Annotated in this window: 21 protein-coding genes; 7 read left to right on the top strand and 14 right to left on the bottom strand. The window is 48.6% G+C overall.

Translation table 11 applies throughout. The features are described 5' to 3' along the window. The first annotated feature begins 214 nt into the window (after positions 1 to 214). The 3 genes from BWI97_RS11455 to BWI97_RS11445 are packed head-to-tail and all read left to right on the top strand — an operon-like array spanning position 215 to position 2,983. Positions 215 to 892: a response regulator transcription factor gene (locus BWI97_RS11455; RefSeq protein WP_102201095.1), complete on the top strand. Its 678-nt coding sequence runs from the start codon at positions 215 to 217 to the stop codon at positions 890 to 892. A 2-nt stretch (positions 893 to 894) separates the two neighbouring features. Then, positions 895 to 2,190, top strand: a complete 1,296-nt coding sequence (locus tag BWI97_RS11450; protein ID WP_102201094.1) for a HAMP domain-containing sensor histidine kinase — start codon at positions 895 to 897, stop codon at positions 2,188 to 2,190. A gap of 19 nt (positions 2,191 to 2,209) precedes the next feature. Continuing rightward, complete coding sequence (locus tag BWI97_RS11445; RefSeq protein ID WP_102201093.1) at positions 2,210 to 2,983, top strand: HAEPLYID family protein; 774 nt, start codon at positions 2,210 to 2,212, stop codon at positions 2,981 to 2,983. Between the two features lie 2 nt (positions 2,984 to 2,985). On the opposite strand, the gene BWI97_RS11440 is transcribed toward BWI97_RS11445, so the two are convergent. The 6 genes from BWI97_RS11440 to holB form a co-directional block, all read right to left on the bottom strand. Further along, positions 2,986 to 3,582, bottom strand: coding sequence for an aminotransferase class IV (locus BWI97_RS11440; RefSeq protein WP_102201092.1), 597 nt, complete (start codon positions 3,580 to 3,582; stop codon positions 2,986 to 2,988). Positions 3,583 to 3,925: 343 nt separating this feature from the next. Further along, on the bottom strand, positions 3,926 to 4,927 hold the full coding sequence (locus BWI97_RS11435) for an aminodeoxychorismate synthase component I (RefSeq protein ID WP_102201091.1): 1,002 nt from the start codon (positions 4,925 to 4,927) through the stop codon (positions 3,926 to 3,928). A gap of 60 nt (positions 4,928 to 4,987) precedes the next feature. Further along, positions 4,988 to 5,902, bottom strand: a complete 915-nt coding sequence (locus tag BWI97_RS11430; protein WP_102201090.1) for an SDR family oxidoreductase — start codon at positions 5,900 to 5,902, stop codon at positions 4,988 to 4,990. Positions 5,903 to 5,949: 47 nt separating this feature from the next. Beyond that, positions 5,950 to 6,663, bottom strand: coding sequence for a peptidylprolyl isomerase (locus BWI97_RS11425; RefSeq protein WP_102201089.1), 714 nt, complete (start codon positions 6,661 to 6,663; stop codon positions 5,950 to 5,952). Between the two features lie 32 nt (positions 6,664 to 6,695). Next, positions 6,696 to 7,625: a hydroxymethylbilane synthase gene (gene hemC / locus BWI97_RS11420; protein WP_102201088.1), complete on the bottom strand. Its 930-nt coding sequence runs from the start codon at positions 7,623 to 7,625 to the stop codon at positions 6,696 to 6,698. 290 nt (positions 7,626 to 7,915) lie between these two features. Beyond that, positions 7,916 to 9,043, bottom strand: coding sequence for a DNA polymerase III subunit delta' (gene holB, locus BWI97_RS11415; RefSeq protein WP_094808288.1), 1,128 nt, complete (start codon positions 9,041 to 9,043; stop codon positions 7,916 to 7,918). 428 nt (positions 9,044 to 9,471) lie between these two features. Here holB and BWI97_RS11410 point away from each other — a divergent pair, with 428 nt between their 5' ends. Together BWI97_RS11410 and BWI97_RS11405 are read left to right on the top strand one after the other, a co-directional pair. Beyond that, entirely contained in the window at positions 9,472 to 9,945 is a 474-nt protein-coding gene (locus BWI97_RS11410) for an Lrp/AsnC family transcriptional regulator (protein ID WP_094808287.1), read from the top strand. Between the two features lie 85 nt (positions 9,946 to 10,030). Next, positions 10,031 to 10,465, top strand: a complete 435-nt coding sequence (locus tag BWI97_RS11405) for a VOC family protein (protein WP_102201087.1) — start codon at positions 10,031 to 10,033, stop codon at positions 10,463 to 10,465. 173 nt (positions 10,466 to 10,638) lie between these two features. Here the strand turns inward: BWI97_RS11405 and BWI97_RS11400 are convergent, their stop codons facing one another. The 8 genes from BWI97_RS11400 to BWI97_RS11365 form a co-directional block, all read right to left on the bottom strand. Beyond that, positions 10,639 to 11,643: a hypothetical protein gene (locus BWI97_RS11400; RefSeq protein WP_102201086.1), complete on the bottom strand. Its 1,005-nt coding sequence runs from the start codon at positions 11,641 to 11,643 to the stop codon at positions 10,639 to 10,641. Positions 11,644 to 11,724: 81 nt separating this feature from the next. Further along, on the bottom strand, positions 11,725 to 12,702 hold the full coding sequence (gene ftsY, locus BWI97_RS11395; RefSeq protein WP_102201085.1) for a signal recognition particle-docking protein FtsY: 978 nt from the start codon (positions 12,700 to 12,702) through the stop codon (positions 11,725 to 11,727). Positions 12,703 to 12,880: 178 nt separating this feature from the next. Then, positions 12,881 to 13,033, bottom strand: coding sequence for a DUF4295 domain-containing protein (locus BWI97_RS11390; RefSeq protein ID WP_094808283.1), 153 nt, complete (start codon positions 13,031 to 13,033; stop codon positions 12,881 to 12,883). Positions 13,034 to 13,120: 87 nt separating this feature from the next. Continuing rightward, positions 13,121 to 13,303, bottom strand: coding sequence for a 50S ribosomal protein L33 (rpmG, locus tag BWI97_RS11385; protein ID WP_094808282.1), 183 nt, complete (start codon positions 13,301 to 13,303; stop codon positions 13,121 to 13,123). 176 nt (positions 13,304 to 13,479) lie between these two features. Further along, positions 13,480 to 14,157: a DNA repair protein RecO gene (gene recO / locus BWI97_RS11380; protein WP_102201084.1), complete on the bottom strand. Its 678-nt coding sequence runs from the start codon at positions 14,155 to 14,157 to the stop codon at positions 13,480 to 13,482. A 120-nt stretch (positions 14,158 to 14,277) separates the two neighbouring features. Then, positions 14,278 to 15,474: a DUF1501 domain-containing protein gene (locus BWI97_RS11375; RefSeq protein ID WP_102201083.1), complete on the bottom strand. Its 1,197-nt coding sequence runs from the start codon at positions 15,472 to 15,474 to the stop codon at positions 14,278 to 14,280. A 24-nt stretch (positions 15,475 to 15,498) separates the two neighbouring features. Then, on the bottom strand, positions 15,499 to 16,929 hold the full coding sequence (locus BWI97_RS11370) for a DUF1800 family protein (protein WP_102201082.1): 1,431 nt from the start codon (positions 16,927 to 16,929) through the stop codon (positions 15,499 to 15,501). Positions 16,930 to 17,122: 193 nt separating this feature from the next. Continuing rightward, positions 17,123 to 18,298 (bottom strand): hypothetical protein, encoded by a 1,176-nt coding sequence (locus tag BWI97_RS11365; RefSeq protein ID WP_094808278.1) that lies wholly within the window; start codon positions 18,296 to 18,298, stop codon positions 17,123 to 17,125. 747 nt (positions 18,299 to 19,045) lie between these two features. Between BWI97_RS11365 and cysS the strand changes: the two genes are divergently transcribed. Both cysS and BWI97_RS11355 read left to right on the top strand, forming a co-directional pair. Further along, positions 19,046 to 20,536: a cysteine--tRNA ligase gene (gene cysS / locus BWI97_RS11360; protein ID WP_102201081.1), complete on the top strand. Its 1,491-nt coding sequence runs from the start codon at positions 19,046 to 19,048 to the stop codon at positions 20,534 to 20,536. 106 nt (positions 20,537 to 20,642) lie between these two features. Then, the gene (locus tag BWI97_RS11355; RefSeq protein ID WP_233207814.1) at positions 20,643 to 21,647 is read left to right on the top strand and encodes a M28 family peptidase; all 1,005 of its coding nucleotides are present in this window, start codon (positions 20,643 to 20,645) and stop codon (positions 21,645 to 21,647) included. Positions 21,648 to 21,675: the final 28 nt, after the last annotated feature.

The following is a 21,675-nucleotide window of genomic DNA, read 5'->3' as shown; positions in this document are numbered from 1 at the left end:
AAAGCCGAACCCCGCATGGAATGCATACGGACTAAAAAATCAGCCATGTTTGCGGGACGAAGTACGTACGAATGAAACTATCATTTTACATCTCTAACCAGAATAAGTCTATGCCAAAGACCCTAAAACCTTTGGCGAAGCCTTATCCGGTGCGGGGCAAATTTCAGATTCTTTCCAGAATTAAACGCGTACTTTGGTACTTTTCCGAAGCCTCATGAAAATTCTATTGATTGAAGACGAACCCGGATTATACGAGACCATTTCCCGCTTTTTGGGCGAAGAGGGTCACGTATGCGAGCTGGCGACTACCTACGACGAAGCCGAAGAAAAGCTGGCCTTGTACGCGTACGATTGCGTACTGATCGACATTATGTTGCCCGGTGGGAGTGGACTGGACTTGCTGCGACAACTCAAGGAAAGCCATAAATCCACCGGAGCCATTGTGATCTCGGCCAAAGATTCGCTGGAGGATAAACTGACCGGACTGGACCTCGGAGCCGACGACTACCTGCCCAAACCCTTTCATTTATCGGAACTGAATGCCCGGCTGAAGTCGGTACTGCGGCGGTTGAAATTCGAAGGCTCAGATACCATGCAGGTCGGTTCATTAACGATTGATACGGAGGCCCGAACGGTTTTTTTCAACGGGGAAGAAGTATTGCTCAACCGCAAGGAATATGACCTACTGATGGTTTTTGTAACCAATCAAAACCGCGTAATCAAGAAATCAGCCCTGGCCGAGCACGTCTGGGGGGATAACTCCGATCAGTCGGATTCCTACGATTTTATTTATTCCCAGATTAAAAATCTCCGCAAACGGTTCAGTCAGGTTGGCTACGAACTAACCATTCAAACGGTATACGGCATCGGCTACAAGTTTTCTCCCCACTGAGTATGAGACTTCTCAATCGCAGTACGCTGATTAGTACCCTGCTGCTGTTACTGGCTCTGGTCATCAGCGGGCTGTACATCTATGATCAGGTGAGTGAGGAAGTACACGACGAAATTGATGAGGAACTGCTGAACCGGAAACTTGAAATTCTCGCCGGAGTGCAGTCGCAGACCGTCGTGGAAAACCCACCCCTGTACGCGGGCTTTACCATCGAACCCATTTCCAAAAGAGAGTACAAACACCTCAAGGAACATTTTGAGGACATTGAATTATACGAACTGATCGAGAAAGAGCACGAGCCGCACCGCCAGCTCGTAACCAAGTTCAAACACCGCGATCAGTACTACCGCCTCCGCATCGAAGCGTCCCTGCTCGATCTGGAAGATATGGGCGAAGTCATTGCTTACAGTACGGCCTGGGTATGTGCCGCCCTGGTTTTATTAGGCTTTCTGGTGAATTTTCTCCTGCAAAAACGCTTATGGCGACCTTTCTACCAGACCCTTGATCAGTTGAAACACTTTCGGGTCGATCAGCCCGATGCCCTGCACTTACCGACGAGTACAATCCTTGAATTTCAGGAACTGACGCAGGTGGTCAGTACACTGGCGGAAGTCAACCGTCGGTCGTACCAGCAGCAGAAGCAGTTTGTGGAGAATGCCTCGCACGAAATCCAGACGCCGCTTGCCATCGCTTTGCACCAGGCCGAAGAACTGATCCAAAACCCGGATTTGCAGGAAAAAGACGCCCGGGCTCTGGGCCTGCTGACCGAACAACTCGAACGTTTGTCAGCCCTAAATAAAGCCCTGTTGCTAATGACCAAAATCAGTAATCAGCAGTATGCTGATGTTGAAAATGTGGCAGTAGCTCCCATCGTACGACGACTGGTAGGGGAGTACGAATACCTCAGCGAGGAAAAGGAATTACAGCTTGATCTGCAACTGGATGAAACAATGCAGGTACGGGCGAATGTGCATCTGATTGAAATTCTGGTTCGGAATCTGGTCCGAAATGCGATGTTGCATGCGACGGAAAACGGATCCGTACAAATTCATGTAAGCGATCAAAAGCTCAGTATTGCCAATACGGCCCGACCCATTACGGGTAAAACCGAAGCCCTGTTCGAACGCTTTGTTAAGGAAAGTCCTCAGCGGCAATCCCTGGGGCTGGGTTTGGCAATTGTCAAGTCCATTTGTGAGGCGTATCACTACACGCCCGTGATCGAAACTACTGACCATCAGTTTCAGATTACGATTCAGTTTATTCCAGATTCCTTCCAGAAAGACTCCGGAGCTTTGTGACGTAATCGTTCACAAAGCCATGAAATATCTACTGCTTATTGTTCTTTGCGGGAAAGTCTGCACCGCCGTTGCTCAGGATACGACGCAGGTTGCACCGCCCGTAAAGCCCGTCAAAATTTCCCACGCCGAACCCCTGTATCTGGACTTGGTACGCGACCTCGGAGCCCGTAAAGGCGAGCGGGAGTGGAACGTAGGAACCAGTTTTCAGCGAAAGGCGGGCGTTTCGCAGTGGCACCCGTTCATTGAATACGAATTTGCACCCATCAATCGGCTAGGGCTGGAAGTGGAAATTCCCTTTCAGGTACAAAAACCGCAATTTGAAGACGGACGGCGTTCAACCGTTTCCGTACAAAGCCTGAAAACCTCCGTACAATGGACCTACGCCGTGATCGAACGCTGGCAAACTTCATTGGCGGTAGGCTATACCAACGAGCTGGAACTGCAACGGGGCATCTCCGCCGAATGCGGATTTCCCTTCGCCGTAGCCGCGAAACGCTGGGGCTCGCACGTACATACGCTTTTGTACACGGCCTGGGGTGGCGAGAAGCAGGCAGGACAGTCGCTGCGATCTACGGGGTATCAGGTAAACCTGGCCGTGCATTACGTCGTGGGTAAGGCCTTTGTCGGGGCGGAATGGTACAATGACCCCGCCGAGCATATCCTGCGGCCGCAGGTACGGTTTGCTTTGAAGAAGAATCTATTGGTTGGGTTGGTGAGCAGTATCTCCCTGACGCACAAAGCTCCGGTTAGTTCGTTCATTCGGATCATCTACGAACCCAAACGTAGAAAGTAAGCTTAGCGAATCGCCGAAACCGGCAGGCTGGGGGCTAGTTCCCAGGGAATCATGGCATTGAACCAGCGAATTTCCTTAAAGTACCGCAGATCATCGACGGATAAGCGTTCGGGAATTAACTGACCACTCGCTAGTAAAGCCGCCCGCCGCGTGCCTTCCAGCAGGGGTTGATGAGGCGTATACCACTCCTGACCGTCGGAAAGGGCAATATTGGCGTAACTGGTATCGGTAAGCAGACCGTTTCGCACGATCAGAATTTCATCCGCCGAAGCCGCTTTCGTCAAGGACTCCAAAGCCGTACGATCGGCAAACTTGTAAGCATAGTTCAAATCTGAGGCTTCCATTAACTGGAAAGACTGAATCGCACGAATCGTATACGGAATAAATTCTACCTGCTCAATTCCTTCCGCTCCGTACAAAACCCGACAGCGGTAGATGGTCTTCGCATCCAGGGTATCGGGTACAGAAATTAGCTCTTCCAAATCCCAGCGATCCGTCACTCCAAACAAATCTTTTCGGCTTTTGTAGACCCGTTGCTGATGGTAAAACAGGTTTTCCAGTTCGCCCTCGGCTACGCGGATGGTTTCGAGTAATTGCATAGGTTTGGAGTTTGAGGGTTTGAAAGTTTAATGTTTGAGCGTTTGAAAATTAGTAGGTAGATTAATGAAATGGAAGAATTGATCGTTGCACCATGTCTAAAATTAATGACTTGTTTTAGACAGTAACAGGTCCGTCCCTGTAGATATTCGATTGTTTTCTGATAACTATTGCCAGAAGAAGAAAACCTCTCCCGCCCATGAGCAACGGAGCGACCTACGACAGTCGCAATGCGGTGGCCTAGTGCAGGCTGTCGTTAGGCGTGGAGAGGCTCATGGGCTACCGAACAGCTAGGCTTGCAAGACGAAATGCTATCTGGTGAAGACGACATAAATGAACGACCTCTTACGAAAAAGGCAGATACACCTTATCAATCAGTTCCTGGTACTCTTTTTCGGCTTCACTCAGAAAAGTAATACCGCCGCCGGAACGGAAGAACGTACCGTCATTAGTCTGTTCCAGAAAACGAATCAATACGCCGGAATCCAGATTTTCGCCGTCAAAAAGGCCTACAATTCCGGTATAGTAGCCGCGGGGTTCCTGTTCGGCCTGCTGGATAATTTCTACGGTTTTGGGCTTGGGAGCTCCCGTGATGGAACCGGCGGGCAATACTTTCAAAAGCAGCGTACCGAGCTGGCTCTGCCAGTCTTCGGGTAAACGACCCTTGATTTCAGAACTTACCTGCAAGAGCGTTTTCTCGTGCGTGGGTACTTCCTCCACGTATCGAAATCGTTCGACCCAGCGTTCGGTGGTAATCTGGGCCAGATCGTTGCGAATCAAATCGACAATGGTGGCGTGCTCAAAGCGTTCCTTCGCGTCGGCCAGTAGCTGTTCACGGGCGTTGGGGAGGGAAGCATCCAGCGTACCCTTCATGGGGTGACTGGAAATCAACCCGTCCTGAATACGAACGAAGATTTCGGGAGAAAAACAGAGTACTTCCTTCTGAAAAGGCGGCCCGGCTTTTTCTAAGAGCGATTTCGAAAGCCAGAGCTTGTAGCGAGCCTTACTTCGCTGAAAAATGTCCTGAAAACCCAGTGAAGTATGAACGCGGGTACGGGCGGTCAGGTTGGTTAAAAAGGAATTTCCATTTTTCAACTCCTGATGAACGTACCTGAATTTTTCTTCGAATGCCGCGAAAGGCAGGGGCTCTTTTGTAAACGAAAAACCAGTTGAAACAGTAGGTTCGGCAGAAACGTTAGTCCGACCGTTTAGATCGTACCAGACGTCTGCCTCCGGTACGTCGTCCAGCGGCCAGATCAGCGGGTACTGATTTTCAAAGTCAAGAATGAAGAGGCAGGGACGCCGTTCGCGTCCGTACGTATTGAGTTGCTCTTCCAGGGATTTCATGGCATACAAAAAAAGAACGCGGACGAATGGTTCCGTCCGCGTTCCAAACTCTAAAAGGCCTTATACGCGTTCAGCCACCTGTTCCGCCAGAATGGCGATTCCTTCCGTGAAGCTATGCGGTTCGTAACCTAGTACGTTGCGAGCTTTGTCGAGAATGAAACCCGTCCGCGGCGGACGCTTGGCGGGTTGCGTAAAGGTGCTCGAATCGGCTTCAGTAATGAGTGATTTATCGAGATTGAAATACTCCGCGGTGGCTATGGCCATCTCGTAGGGCGTCATCACTTCCTTACCGGAAATGTTGAAAATGCCCAGGGCTTCCTGTTTGGCAATCAGCCAGCAACCCATCGCCAGGTCTTCGGCCAGCGTCGGTGAACGGAACTGATCCGTAACCACCTTGATGGTTTTGCCTTCTTGGAGTGATTTTTTCACCCAGAGGATAATATTGCTCCGGCTCATGTCCGCCGCGATGCCGTACACCAGCACCGTACGGGCAATCGCCCAGCGAATGTTGGAACGTTTTACGACTTCTTCGGCGGCGTACTTGCTCCAGCCATAGAAGCTTAGCGGACTGGGTTGAGCCTCTTCAGGATAAGGCCCGTTGACGCCGTCAAAAATGAAGTCCGTGGAAACGTGGCAGAGGAACGTATCGTAGTTCTGACAGGCTTCGACGAGGTATTCTACCGCCAGTACATTCATTTTCCAGCACAGCTCTTTTTCGAATTCGCACTGGTCCACGTTGGTCATCGCTGCGGCATGAATGACGGCATCGGGGCGTACCGTTTCCATGACGATAGCTACCTGAGCTGGATCGGTAATGTCCATTTCGTGGTACTCGTAGCCATCCGTAAAGGGCAGACGATTGGCTCCACGAGCCGTAGCAATCAGTTGAATGTCGGGATTTTGATGTAAGAGAGTAATGAGTTTCTGACCAAGCAGACCGTTCGTGCCGGTAATCAATATTTTTTTAGGCGTCATGACGAAGAAAGAATAGATAGGAGTGGCGGTGTACAAAAGTAGAAGACTTACTTGGGAAAAGTGTAACCGTATAGTCGAGTTATTTTTTTCTTACGCATTTTTTTACTAGTCACCTTTAGCATCGCCACATTCGTATCGGGGCGATTAGCTTCGTTTCGGGGTTGAGCAGCAATACTATCTACGGCCGCCATACCCTCGATGACCTGCCCGAAAACGGTGTAATTTCCATCCAGCCAGGGAGTACCACCTTTAGTTTTGTACACCTGTTTCTGAGCGTCGGTCAGAACTCGTCCGGCCCGGCGGGCCTGGGTTTCGAGCGAAGTATCGTCGTAGGTTTTTCCCTGAACAATGTAAAACTGACAACCCGACGACGCTTTCTGCGGGTTATTGTCGCGGGCGGCGGCAACGGCTCCGCGTTGATGAAAAAGCTCGGGTACAAACTCCGCTGGAATGGTATAGCCGACATCGCCGTCGCCTAGCATTTCATCCGCCGTTGCCTGTTTCGATTTTGGGTCGCCGCCCTGAATCATAAAGGCTGGAATGACCCGATGAAAGAGTACACCGTCGTAGAAGTGCTCTTTTGTAAGCTTGAGAAAATTAGCCTTGTGCTTGGGCGTCTGATCGTGAAGAATCAGCCGGATGGGGCCGTACTTCGTGTCAATCGTAATCAGGTTCTCGCGTTTTTGAGCGAAGGAACAAAAGGAACAAAGCAGTAACACGCCGATCCATTTGCTCTTCAAAACAGCGTTCGATAAGGTCATAACGTATGCTTCCAAAAGTTCGTTGTGATGGATTATTGAGCCAGGCCCGCCCGGATTTCTCGCAGAATATTGCCACCGCCCTGAGCCACCAGCTGATCGGCCAGGCGTTGAGCCATCAGGTTTGCCTGAGCTGTATCGGCAATTTCCGTACGGCGTAATTCCTGCGTACCATCGAGGGAAACCAGACCCGCCGTCAGACTAACCCGGCCATTGAAATGAGAAGCCAGACCAAAAACCGGAATGCTACAACCACCCTGTAAGGTTGCCAGGAAGATCCGTTCGGCCCGAATGCAGCTTTCCGTTACCGGGTCGTTTAGCAATTCCCGAATCCGGGCTTTTTTAGTGGCGTCGAGACCCACGGCACATTCGATGGCTACGCTACCCTGACCCACTGCTGGGGTGAAGACGTCCGTCGGCAAATGTTCGGCAATGTACTCTTCGTAGCCCATCCGGTGGACACCGGCGTAAGCCAGCAGCAAGGCATCGCAGGCACCATTTTTCAGTTTTTCGAGACGGGTTTGCAGATTCCCCCGCATATCTACCACTTTGATGTGCGGATAATACCGCTTCAATGTAGCTACCCGACGCGTACTAGAGGTTCCCACCACAAAAGGCTCGCCTGACTCCAGCGAAAGTTCGGTATTGAAGCTGACCAGTACATCGTTGACGGCTTCGCGGGGGGTAAAAGCCAGAATTTCCAGATCATCTGGCAGGGAAGACTGTAAATCTTTCGCAGAGTGCTGGGCAATATCAATGGCACCGGTTCGGAGTTGTTCTTCCAGTTCTTCGGTGAAAACGCCTTTCGATCCAATTTTTGAAAGAGAGCGATCCAGTATTTTATCGCCTTTGGTATCAATAATTACAATTTCAGGGTCCATGCCGCCCTGCCGTAGCTGTTCGGCTACGTATTCGGCCTGCCATAAGGCCAGTTTCGATCCGCGTGATCCTATTCTAACTTTCATTGTGAATCTTGTATAAGAATATAGGTTTGAATGGGTTTGATATAGGTTTGATAAGGTTTGAGACAGGTTTAATGGTTAAGTCGTCTTGTTCATACCCTCAAACGGGTTGGAGCTACGTTTGAAGTTTGAATGAATGTTTAACAATTAATCATCTTGGCCTGAATCATCAGAGATTATCCTGAATCATCAGATATTATCCTGAAACTTCAGACGCCCGCAAACGTCAAACCTCGTGAAACATTCAAACCCACTCAAACTTTATCAAACCTTAAACCAAACACTTCCCTGACTTACTTTCGCATCAACCGGGCGAGCGTCAGGGACAAATCCATAAAAATCATTTTGGCCCGAACGTTCCGTTCCAGGTGAAAAAATGCCGCATTTAATTCCTCCGTAATCAGCGGGATACGTTCCGGAGGAATGACTTTCGAGAAATTCTGCACAAAGGTCAGTTCTTCCCCGTCGAGCCGGACTAGTTCCTGAGCCCCGTTCTGCCAGAGCATCAAATCCCGAAACAGGTTCAGGCTGTACTCCATCAGGCTTTTTTGTTGTTCCTTCGGTTGCGTATCAAACTCGTCCGCCAGCTTGATGAGGTCACCAAAGGCTGGTACGCCCCGGTAACAATGCCGCATCCACTGAGCAAACCAGGGTTGGTCATCGTTGCCCTCGCCCTGAGCGAGTTGCAAGGCGTATCCCAGATTTCCTTCGGCCAGATAGGACAGATGGCGGGCTCGTTTTTCCTCCGTTCCCGCTTTTTCCTGTAAATACCGGCTTACTTCTTCTTCCGTAAAAGCGGGAACCCCGACGCGTTGGGTCCGTGAAATAATGGTCGTTAGAAGCCGGTTGGCATCCGTACAGACCAGCAGGAAAATCGTTTTAGCGGGTGGTTCTTCCAGAATTTTCAGCAGAGCATTGGCCGAGTATACGTTCAGCAATTCAGGCTGCCAGAGCATCAGAATTTTGTATTCGCCTTCGTAGGCTTTCAGCGAAATTTTCCGAATGACGTTACGGGCTTCCTCCGCCGAAATGTTTCCCTGTCGATTGCCTTCCACGCCAATGAACGTAAGCCAGTCGGAGAGCGTACCGAAGGGCTGAGCGGCCACAAATTCCCGCCATAAGGGCATGTATGCATCGGATTCGTTATCCTTGATTTTTTTGGTAATGGCAACCGGAAAGATATGATGTACGTCGGGGTGAGCCAGCTTCTGCATTTTTACGCAGGAAGCACAACGACCGCAGGCATCCGTAGCCTGCCGATCTTCACAATTCAGGTACGTGGCATAGGCCAGAGCCAGTGCCAGGTTTCCACTGCCACTCGGGCCGTGAAACAACTGGGCATGAGCCACATGCTGATTCGTGACCGACTGAATCAGCGTTTCTTTTAAAGCTTCTAAACCGGGAACTTCTCGAAATAACAAGGACGATCAACAGTAAGTGAGTACCGCAAAGATACACCCCAGCCCCGTCAAAGTCGATAGGAGCTAGCGACATCGGTATAAGGCTTTTTCAAAATTAGCTGTTTCGTTAACAAACGATTCTTCTCCAAAATAGAGAAGGAAAACCCGTTTTGAAAAAAATAATACTACATATAGTACATTAAGGCTAAAGAATTCCCGACATTTGCACCCCATTTGAGGAAAATGGCCCTAAAAGTATGAAAATGAAAGACCTATAGAAAATAATCTTTGTTTAGCGGATTAAGGTTTTATTAAGATATTACACTAAAATTTAGACATTAAAAAAAATTATATTTTACCATCGTGCTTAATTGCCGTATATTTGTGAAATTTGTGAGCGAAAGTTAAGCTATCCACCAAATAATATTTTCGCCCTCTGCGTATAGCATATGAACACACTTCAGAAACTCGATCACATCGACCGCAAAGTTCTTGAAATACTTCAGTCGAATGCCAAGATTACGAACGCTCAACTTTCTAAAGAAATTGGCTTGTCACCCGCACCAACCTTGGAACGGGTTAAAAAATTAGAAACTTCCGGAATCATACAGAGCTACCACGCTCAACTGGATCGGGAGAAAGTAGGTTTAGGCGTAACGACCTTCGTACAGATCACGCTGGTAGGTCACAAAAAACAGGTAACGGATTCTTTCGTAGAGAAAATCAATGAGATTCCTGAAGTGGTAGAATGTCACCACATTACGGGTTCCGGCGATTTCCTGCTGAAAGTAATTTCAAAAGACATCGCTTCATACCAACGCCTGATGCTGGAAAAAATCAATGAAATTGAAGAAGTAGCCAGCACCCAAACGATGGTTATCCTGTCTACGTTCAAGGAAAGCAAAGTGCTGCCTATTCCTTGATTTAGAAAAAATTTAGAAAGTCGTTACCCTGGAGTCCAATCATTCGGGGTAACGACTTTTTTTGTACCTCTAACTTCTACTTTATATGCGTACCTTACTAATCCTATTCAGTCTTACAGTCATGAGTCTGGCCGCTTCAGCTCAGGAAAAACTGGGCGTTATCAAACACAATCACCTGGCTTTGCAGGTGAAGGATTTACCGGTTTCGACGAAATTTTATTCGGAAATTCTGGGCCTCGAACGCATTGAGGTACCCGATAATCTGAAAGCGATTCGCTCGTGGTTTAAAATCGGACCGGATCAACAGATTCACCTGATGGCCGGACGAACAACGCCCGTATACAATGACAGAAACGGAAGCCACTTTGCCATTTTTGTGGAATCGATCGATAAAGCAGAGGCTTTTTTGAAGAGCAAAAACCTGTCCTACCATTCGCAGGTGCGTTTTGATGGCGTGAAGCAGATTTACGTACCCGACCCTGATGGCTATCAGATTGAACTAAACGAGTGGAAAGAGTGAACGAAATAAAGCCAGTAACAGGGATAAAATTGCCAGTCTAAAGGCTGGCAATTTTTGTTGATGGAAGCTGAAACAGAGCAGGGTTTTAGCTATTTGCCTGGCTTTCTGCGAAGAGTTGCAGTACTACCTTGCTGATACGGGTTAAATGGCTTCCATGACCATAAAAAAAGTAATCAATGCACGAAGTCCACTAATTCCTGCCGAATGCCTCTCCAATGTTGATTCAGATTGAGTGTGTGTACCCGAATCTGGTGTGACTCATCCGTAAACGTTGCCGATACGGATTCTGTAACGGTGGGATATAGTAAGATACCCGTAGCAGAAGCGGGCTGGTTTTTCAAATACGCAAACAGTTGATATAAGTGCGGCGAATGAATTTTGCGGCTCTCAAAACGCCGCTGAAAGGTATCCGCGTAGTATTTCGTATCGATGATGATTTTTCGATCGTCTCGTTCCAGCGTTAAGTCCGTTTGCATGAGCGGTAATAACGTCTGATCCGTTTCATTGGCTTTTAGTTGCCAGTGAATGGTTTCCCGGCGTACCCGCCACTGTGGGAGTTCATAGCGATAAAAGTTGCGAACGAAGGCTTCGAACAAACCCGCCATCTGTTTTTCATCCCGCCAGAAATCCTGAAACTGATACTGACCCGTTGCTTCGTCCACCAGTAAGTTCTTATGAATCAGCTCGCATACGTTTAGTAGAAAACGGTAGGGTAATTGCGTACGGGGTAAAGATGTGTGGCGAAAGACCCGATCGGTTAGTCTGATCTCATCGATGCCTTGCATACGCGTGTACAGATGCCGTACGGAAGACTGGAACGGGGAGGTTTTAAGTTTGAGTAGGCGACGAAAGGTACTTTTCAGAATTTGATGGACTGTGTGGTTAGGCGTATACTGATCAATCTCACATGAGGCCCGTCCGTACCTGAATTCATTTTTCTGAAGGCTTTCCGTAAACAATAATTTTCCGCGTATAGTTGGCATCGTAACTTGCTCAGGTTCATAGGTATGAACCATGCCTTGCTTAAAAAGTCGCGAGCTTCCTTTCACGAGTACCTGTGTCAGTAGTTCAAGCAAGGATGTCTGATCGGTAGCCGATACTGCCACTAAATCCCGCTCTTCCAGTTTATCCCAGGCGTAGCATAATAGATAGTACAGGTTTTGAATGGGAATTTTCACGGCTTAAACCATCAGGTGAACACAAAGTACATAAAAAAAGCTACCACAACGGGTAGCTTTTTACGGTAATCAAAGGGAGTTTTATTTTTTGAACAGGCTTTCTACAAAAGTCTGTTTGCTGAACACCTGCAAATCTTCAATCCGCTCACCAACGCCGATGTACTTCACCGGAATCCTGAACTGATCGGAAATACCAATTACGACGCCACCTTTGGCCGTTCCGTCGAGTTTGGTAATGGCCAGAGCCGTCACTTCCGTCGCTTTCGTAAATTCCTGAGCCTGGATAAACGCATTCTGGCCCGTAGAGCCATCGAGTACCAGCAGTACTTCGTGCGGAGCTTCCGCCGAAAACTTCTGCATCACCCGCTTGATTTTCGCCAGCTCATTCATCAGGTTTACTTTGGTATGCAGACGACCCGCGGTATCGACAATCACTACGTCGGCTCCGGTTTCCGTACCTTGCTTCACCGCGTCGTACGCTACGGAAGCGGGGTCCGTATTCATTCCGTGATCGATCACGGGTACACCCACGCGTTCCCCCCAAAGTTTAAGTTGATCTACGGCGGCGGCCCGGAAGGTATCACCCGCACCGAGTACTACTTTCTTACCGGCTTTATGGTACTGAGCGGCCAGTTTTCCGATCGTAGTGGTTTTGCCCACGCCGTTCACACCGACTACCATGATGACATAGGGTTTGACGCCTAGTGGCGTTTCGAAATCACCCGATACGTCAGCGGATTTATTTTCAGACAAGAGAACCGCGATTTCTTCCCGCAGGATGCTATCCAGCTCACTTGTACTCATAAACTTATCCCGGGCTACGCGATCTTCAATGCGACGAATGATCTTTACCGTAGTCTCAACGCCTACATCCGAAGAAATGAGAATTTCTTCCAGTTCATCGAGTACTTCTTCGTCCACTTTCGATTTACCGACAATGGCCCGGCTCAGTTTGGAAAAGAATCCATCTTTGGTTTTTTCCAATCCTTTGTCGAGCGATTCGGCCTGCTCCTGTTGGATTTGTTCCTTTTTCTTACTGAAAAAATCGAATAAGCCCATTTTTGAGATTACGTTATCGGGGTAGCTAGTTATCGGTTTTATGAACGTACTGGGTCACAAAGCAACAGGAATATAACGAGAGCCTGGAGTCCCAGCCGATAACGACGTTCAAATCTACAACAAAAAATCCCCCGAAGAATGTTCGGAGGATCAGAACAAGACTTTTAAAGTCAAGCAACTAGTTTTTCAGAGCTGCCTGAGCTTCGTCCTGAAGAACGATTTCTTCTTTGAAGGTATAGGCACCCGTCGTCGGGTTTTTCACCGCTTTGATGACTTTAGCGTATTTAACGCCACCTTCTTTTTTCAGGGTTGCTACTACTTTCTTTGCCATTTCAGTAAAATGTTATACAGTGGATCACTAACCAGTTGTCAGTTATCGCCGGTTAGGAGCCACCTAACGAATAACTGGGGCCTGAAATTACTTGATTTCCTTGTGAAGCGTATGCTTCTTGAGGAAAGGGTTGTACTTCTTGAGTTCGATACGAGCCGTGGTGTTCTTCCGGTTTTTTACCGTTACGTACCGTGACATGCCCGGAACGCCTGAAGTCTTTTGCTCGGTGCACTCGAGGATTACCTGAATGCGGTTGCCTTTCTTAGCCATGAGCTTATTGCGTTAAATAATCAGTGCTTTTCAAAATTGGAACGCAAAAGTAGCGATATTTTACGAAGCTCACAAACCTAGCTCCTAAAATTGTTTAGATTTTGGTTAAAGCAAGGCAATAAATTTTTGATAAGCTGGTTTCATGGCTGTAATCGCTATCCATTGAATGAGCATTTTTACGAAAAGATGGTCCGTAATACTTCTAACGATCGTACTTCGCCCATGCCATCTACGTGCAGCTCATAGAATTTTAACAAAATTTCCAGTAAATAATTCCGTATCGGGCGACTTACTCTAGCATCAGGATCGGTTCGTAGGTCATCAAGACGACTGAGGGCTTCTTCATCGTATACCCGATACCCGGCGTCGGTCAGCTCCTGACTTAATTGCTGGGCGGATTGGGGTTCAAAACCCAGATAAAAACTCAGCCGCAGCAGAAACCAGACGTGAAAGTTTTCGTAGCCCGTTGCCGCCTGATCGAGCCAGAGTAAACTTTCCCGTAAAAAGCCAAACAAGGGTGGATTACTACTTTCTTCCTTGAGGGTCTTGCTCAGAATTTCGGTAATGAATAACGCAATAGTCGACTTGGTCACATCGAACGGAATACTCTGGTAGGGATGATTGACCCTGAGTTCGGAAATGCGTTGAATGCCCGCACTTTCTTTAAAGTACACGACCAGATCGAGCAGGGTAAGGGGTTGAAAAAGGGCAATTTTGTTTTTGCCTTTACTACTCCGAACGCCATTTTCGATGTACGTCTGCAGACCAAATTCTTCCGTATAAATTTTAACGATGATGGACGTTTCGCGGTAACGCAGGTAATTGAGTACTAAACCCCGGGTTTTCTGAAGCATTGAATCGAATGAGTTACTAGCATCCTGAATATACGCTTTTTTTTTGAGAAAACCTGAAGGAAACGATAAGGTTTAGCAGTTATACGTGGGTGTTTGATGCCATAAACGGATTATTCGCTGCTAGGCAAGCTTCAGGCCCGGGAATGGTTTGCCCAGCACAGCGGCGGAATCAATTCCCAGCCAATGGTCGAGTAGGGTAGCATAGAGATCACGAAAATCGACTTTGTATTTCAGGTCACCCTGATCGAGATCGCTTAAATCGGGAACGGCCTGATACTGGCGATCCAGGGCCAGGTTACCCCCCGCCAGAAAGACACAATTAGCCGTACCGTGGTCGGTACCATTAGAGGCATTCTGTTTGACCCGACGGCCAAATTCACTGAACGTCAGTACCAGCACCTTGTCCAGTTTATGCTGGGCTTTCAGATCTTGCATAAAAACATCGAGTGCTTCGGCGTATTGTCTGAGCAACTGTTCCTGTTTGGGCTGCTGGTTCACGTGCGTATCGAAACTGCCGTGGGAAACGTAGTAGACGTTAGAATCAACGCCGGATCGAATAAAGTCCGCCACGGTTTTCAGGCGGCGGCCTAGTTCGTGCGTTGGATAAGAACCTGTTGTGCCGGTGACATCGGTTTTCGCGTGGATGTACGCCGATGAAGACAACGTTTCCGCCAACGTTTTATAGAGGTAATCAACGTTCGCGTATGCTTCGTGATTAGCTCGGGCCAGCTCCTGATAAAAGGGGTTTTTCGTTTGCTGATACAGACGTTTAGGGTCCGATACGGCTAACCCTTTAACGCGTTCACCCTTCATGGACAAACTGAGCTGATCGTCAATTTCCAGGGCCTGATACGGTTGGCAGGTTCCCGAACACTGAGCATCCAGGTAACGTCCGATCCAGCCCGTTTGCCGGTATTCGCTGGCATCGCTGGCGGTATGCCAGATGTCCATCGAACGAAAATGCGAACGATCCGGGTTGGGGTATCCTACGTTGTTTAGAAAGCGGAAATATCCCTGATCGTACCAGGAGCGAAGTTTCTCAAGGGCCGGGTGCAGGGCCAGTTCATCCGTAAGTTTCAGGACTTTGGTTTCGGGGATGGCCAGTTTGGGACGTTCGCGGTAATAGATGTCGTTTCGGAACGGGATAAGGGTATTCAAACCATCGTTACCACCCGAGAACTGGATAATGACGAGCACCTTATCGTTCGTACGAAACGTGTTGAGTTGATCGCGTTCGTAGGCTTTCACAAAGTCCGGAATCAGCCAGGTTCCGACCGCAGCCAAAGCCGAGCGGCGAATAAATTCGTTTCGATTCATACGCGTAGGCATTTTTGAGGGGCGTTAACAAAGCTGATACTCGGGCAGGGTCAATAGTCCTAAAGTGAAGTCCTGTAAGTCGTTATTTTTACGATGCTTCAGTAACAAATCTCGCTGCGAGGGCAGGAGCGGGCGGGCCAGTAAATAGGTACTCAACGCATCCAGCAAAGCTTCCGTCGACAAGCTGGCAAAGGGTTGGGCAAAGGCTTCCCAGTCGAACTGCGTTTGGAGGAAAGGTTTATTAGATCGCTTCGCCAGATAGTCCGTGTTGACGTCGCCATCAGCTTTGGCTTTAAAATTCAACTGAGCGGCCTGAAGAATGATTTCGGGCAGCTTCATCCGTAAGAGTAAACTGGAAGAATCAATCCAGGTAGCACCGCCCGGCCAGCCCGCCACGTTGGGCGGATAAAACAGGACCTGATCCAGGGCTTTCTGAACGTAGAGGACCGCCTGTTTCTGTCCAAAATTCAAGCCCAGTTGACGCTGGAAACCTACCAGTAGTTCGACCGGGGATTTGATATTCACCCCGATGTTTTCGGGACGATAAAACCAGTCGGACGTGAGAATCTCATGCATTAGCCAACTGATGTCGTAGTCCTTTTTACGGAAACCAGCGGCCAGTGGCTGAATGATCTCCGGGTCGGGCCGGTCGTTGACAAAATACCGATAGATTTTAGTGACCAGAAAAGGAGCGGTCTCGGGACGTTCCAGAATCAGCGATAAGGTATCCGTACCATCGAAGGGGCCCGTTTTCCCGAAAATGGTTTTTGTACCGGCGTCGTGCTGATTTTTCCGGATTTCGAAGGTTCCTTCCCGGTTGAAGCCCCAACCCGTAAACGTACGAGCGGCTTCCTTAATGTCCTGTTCGCTGTAATGACCCCGGCCCAGCGTAAATAATTCCATGACTTCACGGGCAAAATTCTCATTCGGACTTTGCTTCCGGTTCTGCTGGTTATTCAGAAACTGAAGCATGGCAGGGTCCTGAGCGATGGCCTGAAGTAAGTCGCCAAACTTGCCCAGGGCATGTTGACGAATGGTGTTATTCTGTCGTTGTACGAACGCAGGATTCAGACTTCGGCAGGCGAAGTGCCCATGCCAGAACAAAGTCATTTTTTCGCGAAAGACGCTGGTTCCGGATGCCATTTGCGTAACCCAGGCATAATTCAGATCCCCGATCAGTTCCCGGTTTCCCTGATCAATTTGCCGGATATACTGCTTCTTCTGTTCCTCTGAAAGGGGGTCTTTCTGCAGGACCATTTCCAGTAATGCTTTCCGAGAATAGCCTACTCGCTGTGGATCGACTACGTGCAGGGGAAGCGGGGTCTGAGCGTCCTTAAAAAGATCCTGTACCGCACGCCGAACGGAATGGCGACTGGCTTGCTGTAACGTAGCAGGACTTGCTCCAAAGCCCGCCCGCTGATACAAATGCTTCAACTGAATAAGCGTGTTTTTCATCGGATGAAAAGACGGATGGAGTAAAGAGTTCACGCATACACCGTAGAAAGATCAGTAATGGGATGGGGTTGAGGGGGGACAGGTTTAATGAGAAAAGAGATTTTAATTTCGGATAGACTACTTAGTACGAACGCTTTAACAAAAAAAGATTACCCTCCGGAGGAAGGTAATCTTTACAAGCGTAGGCAAAGCCTTATACCCGTGGACAGCGTTTGAACTCTTTGGTACGGTCGAACAGATAGCGATACGTAATAAAGGTTTTTTCAATTTTGGTCCCCAATTGCGAAACGAAGCGGTTCATTCGCGGATTAAAATCACCTACCCAGTTCATGTCGATGGTATGGTACTGATAGTCTGGATTGTCACGGCCTGCCTGACGGAAACGCAGGGCAATGGCCGACTCGACGCCCTTGCCTTGATAGTCTGGAATCACACCAAAGATCAATCCGCAGGTACGGGTGACTACCTTTTTCCATTTAAGCAAGTACAGTAACTTGAGTTTCTGTACCAGACCAAACTTTCCGTTGAGGTGCTTCACGATCTGGTTCAGGTCTGGAATGACAATAAAGAAGGCAATGGCTTCGCCGCCTGCGTAGGCAAACCAGATCAGTTGTTCATCCAGAATAGGTTTCATGGATTTCACCAGTGAAGCGGCCTGCTCGCTGCTCATCGGTTTGACACCTGGAAATTTGGCCCAGGCTTTGTTATAAATGCTGCGGAAGTCCTCCGTATACTGATCGAGTTTGGCTTTTTCGATGTGCTGAAAGGTGTATTCCGGATTGGCATAGATCCGCTGGGCTTTTTCTTCCACCGCCGGAGCAACCACCACTTCCCGAATCGGCGAGGTATAAACAAACTGCTTGAAGTAGTCCTGGAAGCCGTATGTTTCGAAAAAGCGAATGTAGTACGCTTTCGTCCAGGGCATTTTGTACGTGGGTTCGTGATCCCAGCCCTGTACCATCAGTCCCCACCACGACTCGCGTTCGCCGAAGTTAACGGGGCCGTCCATCGCTTCCATACCTTTGCTTTCCAGCCATTCCTTACACGCTTGGAAAAGAACAAAGGCGGCTTTTTCGTCCTCAATACACTCAAAAAAGCCCATTCCGCCCGTAGGCTGCTCTTCCAGGTGTGCCTTATCGTGATCAACGAAAGCGGCTACCCGACCAATGGTTTGTCCGGCGTCGTTCTGTAAAATCCAGCGAATGCATTCCCCGTGTTTGAACATTTTGTTTTTCTGCGGATCAAAGACTGACTCAATGTCCTGATCCAGCGGACGAATCCAATTCGCGTCGTTTTGATACAGACGCACGGGAAACATCAAAAATTCACGTTGGGCTTTCGGATTGGTACCGACTTCGAACAATAACATGGTGTATCTGGGAAAGAATCTTTAGTCAAAGATAGGGGAGTTTTCAGTTTTGGGTTTTGAGTTTTGAGTTTTGAGCGGCAGCCGCCGCGTTTTTTACGTTTCCGTTTTGGTAGGATAAAATCCGGTAAAGGTAGCGAGGCGGGTTGTCCGTAGTATGTACTACGGACGCAGAAGCTGGTAGGCTGTGCCTACCGAGCGGGACGATTCCCGCATTGCATACGGGGCAAATGACATTGAATCCCTTTGGGGTTGGTGAGTCAGGAGGCAAACCTAGATTAAATAGGGGAAGTATGACCGTTTAACCCTAGAGGGGTTTTATGTGAATAGCCATGGTCATTGCCTTCGGGGCTGGGGCGTTCGACTGAGGAGAGACTCAAGTAGTGTAGGTTTTTAATTCTGCATTCGTCACGCTCATACCGATCGTAATGGGTAATCTTGAACAGCCTAAATTGCAGGTCAGAAATTAGGAAAGAAGAATCATACCGCTCTTGTCGGATTTACAATCCGAAAGCTACCTGTGACGGATTTGCAATCCGACGAATCGCAACCCATCACTGAAAACTCTAAACTGAAAACTGCAAACTCGAAACTCTTTTCCTTACTTTTGCGGCGAAACCCTGTATCACGTGGCAACTGTTTCTTTTTCTTCCCGCGTATTTCGATGTTGGAACGGTCAGTAATCTTCGACTGTTTCACTTTTTTGCGTACTGAGCTTTCGGTACCAATCTCATTCAATTCCCTTCGTTCATGCAATCCCTGAAGATTTATAATACCCTGACTCGGGAAAAAGAAGTTTTTCAACCCCTGCATCCGACCCACGTGGGCCTGTACGTCTGCGGGCCTACCGTCTATAATTACGTGCACCTGGGCAACGTTCGGACGTTCCTCACCTTTGATGTACTCGTACGGTATCTACGGCACATTGGTTATCAGGTTCGGTACGTTCGTAACCTGACGGATGTGGGGCACCTGACCGGCGACAGCGACGAGGGCGAAGACAAGATTGGTCGTATGGCCCGCCTCGAAAAGCTGGAGCCCATGGAAATTGTGCACCGCTATACGGACGATTTCCATCAGGTTTTATCGAAATTCAACTTCCTGCCACCGAGTATCGAACCAACGGCTACGGGTCATATTGTCGAGCAGATTGAAGCGGTGAAAGCTTTGATTGAGAAAGGCTTAGCCTACGAATCCAATGGATCGGTGTACTTTGATATTGAAAAGTACAACCAGAATGGACAGGATTACGGAAAACTTTCTGGTCGTATTCTGGAAGATCTACTCAGCGAAACCCGCGATTTGGATGGCGTCGGTGAGAAGCGAAACCCGCTGGATTTTGCCCTCTGGAAAAAAGCCGCTCCCGATCACCTCATGCGATGGCCAAGCCCCTGGGGACTGGGCTTTCCAGGCTGGCACCTGGAATGTACCTGCATGAGTACGAAATACCTGGGGACACAGTTTGACATTCACGGGGGCGGGATGGACCTGAAATTCCCGCACCACGAATGTGAGATTGCTCAGGGTACGGGCCTGAATGGCGTTTCGCCGGTGAAGTACTGGATGCACTCGAACATGCTGACGGTAAATGGTCAGAAAATGTCGAAATCGCTGGGCAATTCCTTCCTGCCCAATGAGTTGTTTGCCGGTAGTCACCATTTGCTCGAACAGCCGTATTCGCCCATGACGACCCGGTTCTTCATGCTCCAAAGCCAGTACCGTTCCACCCTCGACTTTTCCAACGAAGCACTCAAAGCGGCTCAAAAGGGATACAAGCGTTTGTTGAATGGACTGCGTTTACTCCGCGAAATGGAGTACGTGGCCGATGAAAGCGTAAGCATTGATCCGAAACAGGTGGAGGAAATCGAGAAAGCCATTGCGGGAGCCTACGATGGTATGAACGACGACCTGAATACGGCCGTCACCATCGCAAACCTGTTTACCCTGTTGAAGAAAATCAACCAGTTGTACATGGGGCAGAGTCAGTTTGCCCAGCTGGGAGCGGAGGTTTTCGAAAAACTCAAGGCCACCTATCTTACGTTTTTCCTGGATATTCTGGGTCTGAAAGAAGAGCGTAACGAAGCGTTTGAGCCACTGGTCAATGGTTTGCTGGACCTGTACCGTGATTTCAAAACACAGAAGCAATACGACAAAGTCGATCAGATTCGTTCCGTATTTAAACAAAATGGCCTGGTCATTAAAGATCTGAAACAACGGATCGACTGGGCGTATGAAGAATAGATTTAGTTGTCAGTTGATGGTTTTCAGTTTTCAGTAAAAAGAGCAAGACAAGGGCTAAACAAACTGAAAACTGAAAACCGCAAACTGAAAACTGCACAAACTACCTATGAAACGTACCCTCACCCTGATTGGGCTGCTGTTGATGGGCGGCCTATTACTTGAATCCTGTAAAGAAAAATCGAAAAGTGCGGAGAGTACGGCTACGGAGGAGACGAAGCTGGCTCCAGCTCCGGTGTTCAACGCGGATTCGGCCTATGCTTTTGTCCAGAAGCAGGTTGATTTTGGCCCTCGTATTCCCAATTCAAAAGCCCATCGGGCCTGCGGCGACTGGATGGTAGCCAAGCTGAAAAGTTATGGATTTGCGGTGACCGAGCAGACCTTTACCGAGACGGCTTTCGACGGTACCAAGCTCAATGCCCGTAACATCATCGGCAGTATTAATCCCGACGCTGCTAAACGCATTCTGTTAACGGCTCACTGGGATACGCGTCCCTTTGCGGATAAAGACACCGTCGCTCAGTACAAGAACAAACCTTTCGACGGAGCGAATGACGGCGGTAGCGGCGTTGGCGTACTGTTGGAGATTGCCCGCAATCTGAAGGCCCAGCCGCTACCGAATGTTGGTATCGATATTATTTTCTTTGATATTGAAGATTGGGGCGAGAAAGAAGGAATGACGCCTGCTCAGGGACGATCCAACTGGGCGTTAGGTTCTCAATATTGGGCGAAAAATCCGCATAAACCGGGTTATTCGGCCTATTACGGGATTTTACTGGATTTAGTAGGAGCCAAGGGGGCTCAGTTCCCGCAGGAGAGTTACTCCCTGCAATATGCTCCGAGCGTTGTACAAAATATCTGGAATACGGCGAGCCGACTGGGCTATAATCAGTACTTTCTGCCGGTAGCTGGTGGTGGTCTGACGGACGATCACGTAGCGGTTAACGAAGTGGCAAAAATCCCGATGGTGGACATTGTGGAAATGAAGGTGAACAACCCGAAAACCTTCGGCGATTATCACCACACCCACAAGGACAATATGGAGGTCATTGACAAAAACGTCATGAAAGCCGTAGGCCAAACCGTAACTCAGGTATTGTATCAGGAAAATTAAGACTCTGTTAAGCATTTAGCAGTTTTGG

The organism is Siphonobacter sp. BAB-5405 (assembly GCF_002872335.1).
Classification (GTDB): domain Bacteria; phylum Bacteroidota; class Bacteroidia; order Cytophagales; family Spirosomataceae; genus Siphonobacter.
The sequence above is the reverse complement of the archived record's forward strand: the minus strand, read 5'-3'. Positions and strand labels throughout refer to the sequence as shown.

Coding starts and splice junctions, on each gene's coding strand:
- BWI97_RS11455 (WP_102201095.1), top strand. CDS start 215: ATGAAAATTCTATTGATTGAAGACGAACCCGGATTATACGAGACCATT.
- BWI97_RS11450 (WP_102201094.1), top strand. CDS start 895: ATGAGACTTCTCAATCGCAGTACGCTGATTAGTACCCTGCTGCTGTTA.
- BWI97_RS11445 (WP_102201093.1), top strand. CDS start 2,210: ATGAAATATCTACTGCTTATTGTTCTTTGCGGGAAAGTCTGCACCGCC.
- BWI97_RS11440 (WP_102201092.1), bottom strand. CDS start 3,582: ATGCAATTACTCGAAACCATCCGCGTAGCCGAGGGCGAACTGGAAAAC.
- BWI97_RS11435 (WP_102201091.1), bottom strand. CDS start 4,927: ATGAAATCCCTGGAAGAGCAACTCAATACGTACGGACGCGAACGGCGT.
- BWI97_RS11430 (WP_102201090.1), bottom strand. CDS start 5,902: ATGACGCCTAAAAAAATATTGATTACCGGCACGAACGGTCTGCTTGGT.
- BWI97_RS11425 (WP_102201089.1), bottom strand. CDS start 6,663: ATGACCTTATCGAACGCTGTTTTGAAGAGCAAATGGATCGGCGTGTTA.
- hemC (WP_102201088.1), bottom strand. CDS start 7,625: ATGAAAGTTAGAATAGGATCACGCGGATCGAAACTGGCCTTATGGCAG.
- BWI97_RS11410 (WP_094808287.1), top strand. CDS start 9,472: ATGAACACACTTCAGAAACTCGATCACATCGACCGCAAAGTTCTTGAA.
- BWI97_RS11405 (WP_102201087.1), top strand. CDS start 10,031: ATGCGTACCTTACTAATCCTATTCAGTCTTACAGTCATGAGTCTGGCC.
- ftsY (WP_102201085.1), bottom strand. CDS start 12,702: ATGGGCTTATTCGATTTTTTCAGTAAGAAAAAGGAACAAATCCAACAG.
- BWI97_RS11390 (WP_094808283.1), bottom strand. CDS start 13,033: ATGGCAAAGAAAGTAGTAGCAACCCTGAAAAAAGAAGGTGGCGTTAAA.
- rpmG (WP_094808282.1), bottom strand. CDS start 13,303: ATGGCTAAGAAAGGCAACCGCATTCAGGTAATCCTCGAGTGCACCGAG.
- recO (WP_102201084.1), bottom strand. CDS start 14,157: ATGCTTCAGAAAACCCGGGGTTTAGTACTCAATTACCTGCGTTACCGC.
- BWI97_RS11375 (WP_102201083.1), bottom strand. CDS start 15,474: ATGAATCGAAACGAATTTATTCGCCGCTCGGCTTTGGCTGCGGTCGGA.
- BWI97_RS11370 (WP_102201082.1), bottom strand. CDS start 16,929: ATGAAAAACACGCTTATTCAGTTGAAGCATTTGTATCAGCGGGCGGGC.
- BWI97_RS11365 (WP_094808278.1), bottom strand. CDS start 18,298: ATGTTATTGTTCGAAGTCGGTACCAATCCGAAAGCCCAACGTGAATTT.
- cysS (WP_102201081.1), top strand. CDS start 19,046: ATGCAATCCCTGAAGATTTATAATACCCTGACTCGGGAAAAAGAAGTT.
- BWI97_RS11355 (WP_233207814.1), top strand. CDS start 20,643: ATGAAACGTACCCTCACCCTGATTGGGCTGCTGTTGATGGGCGGCCTA.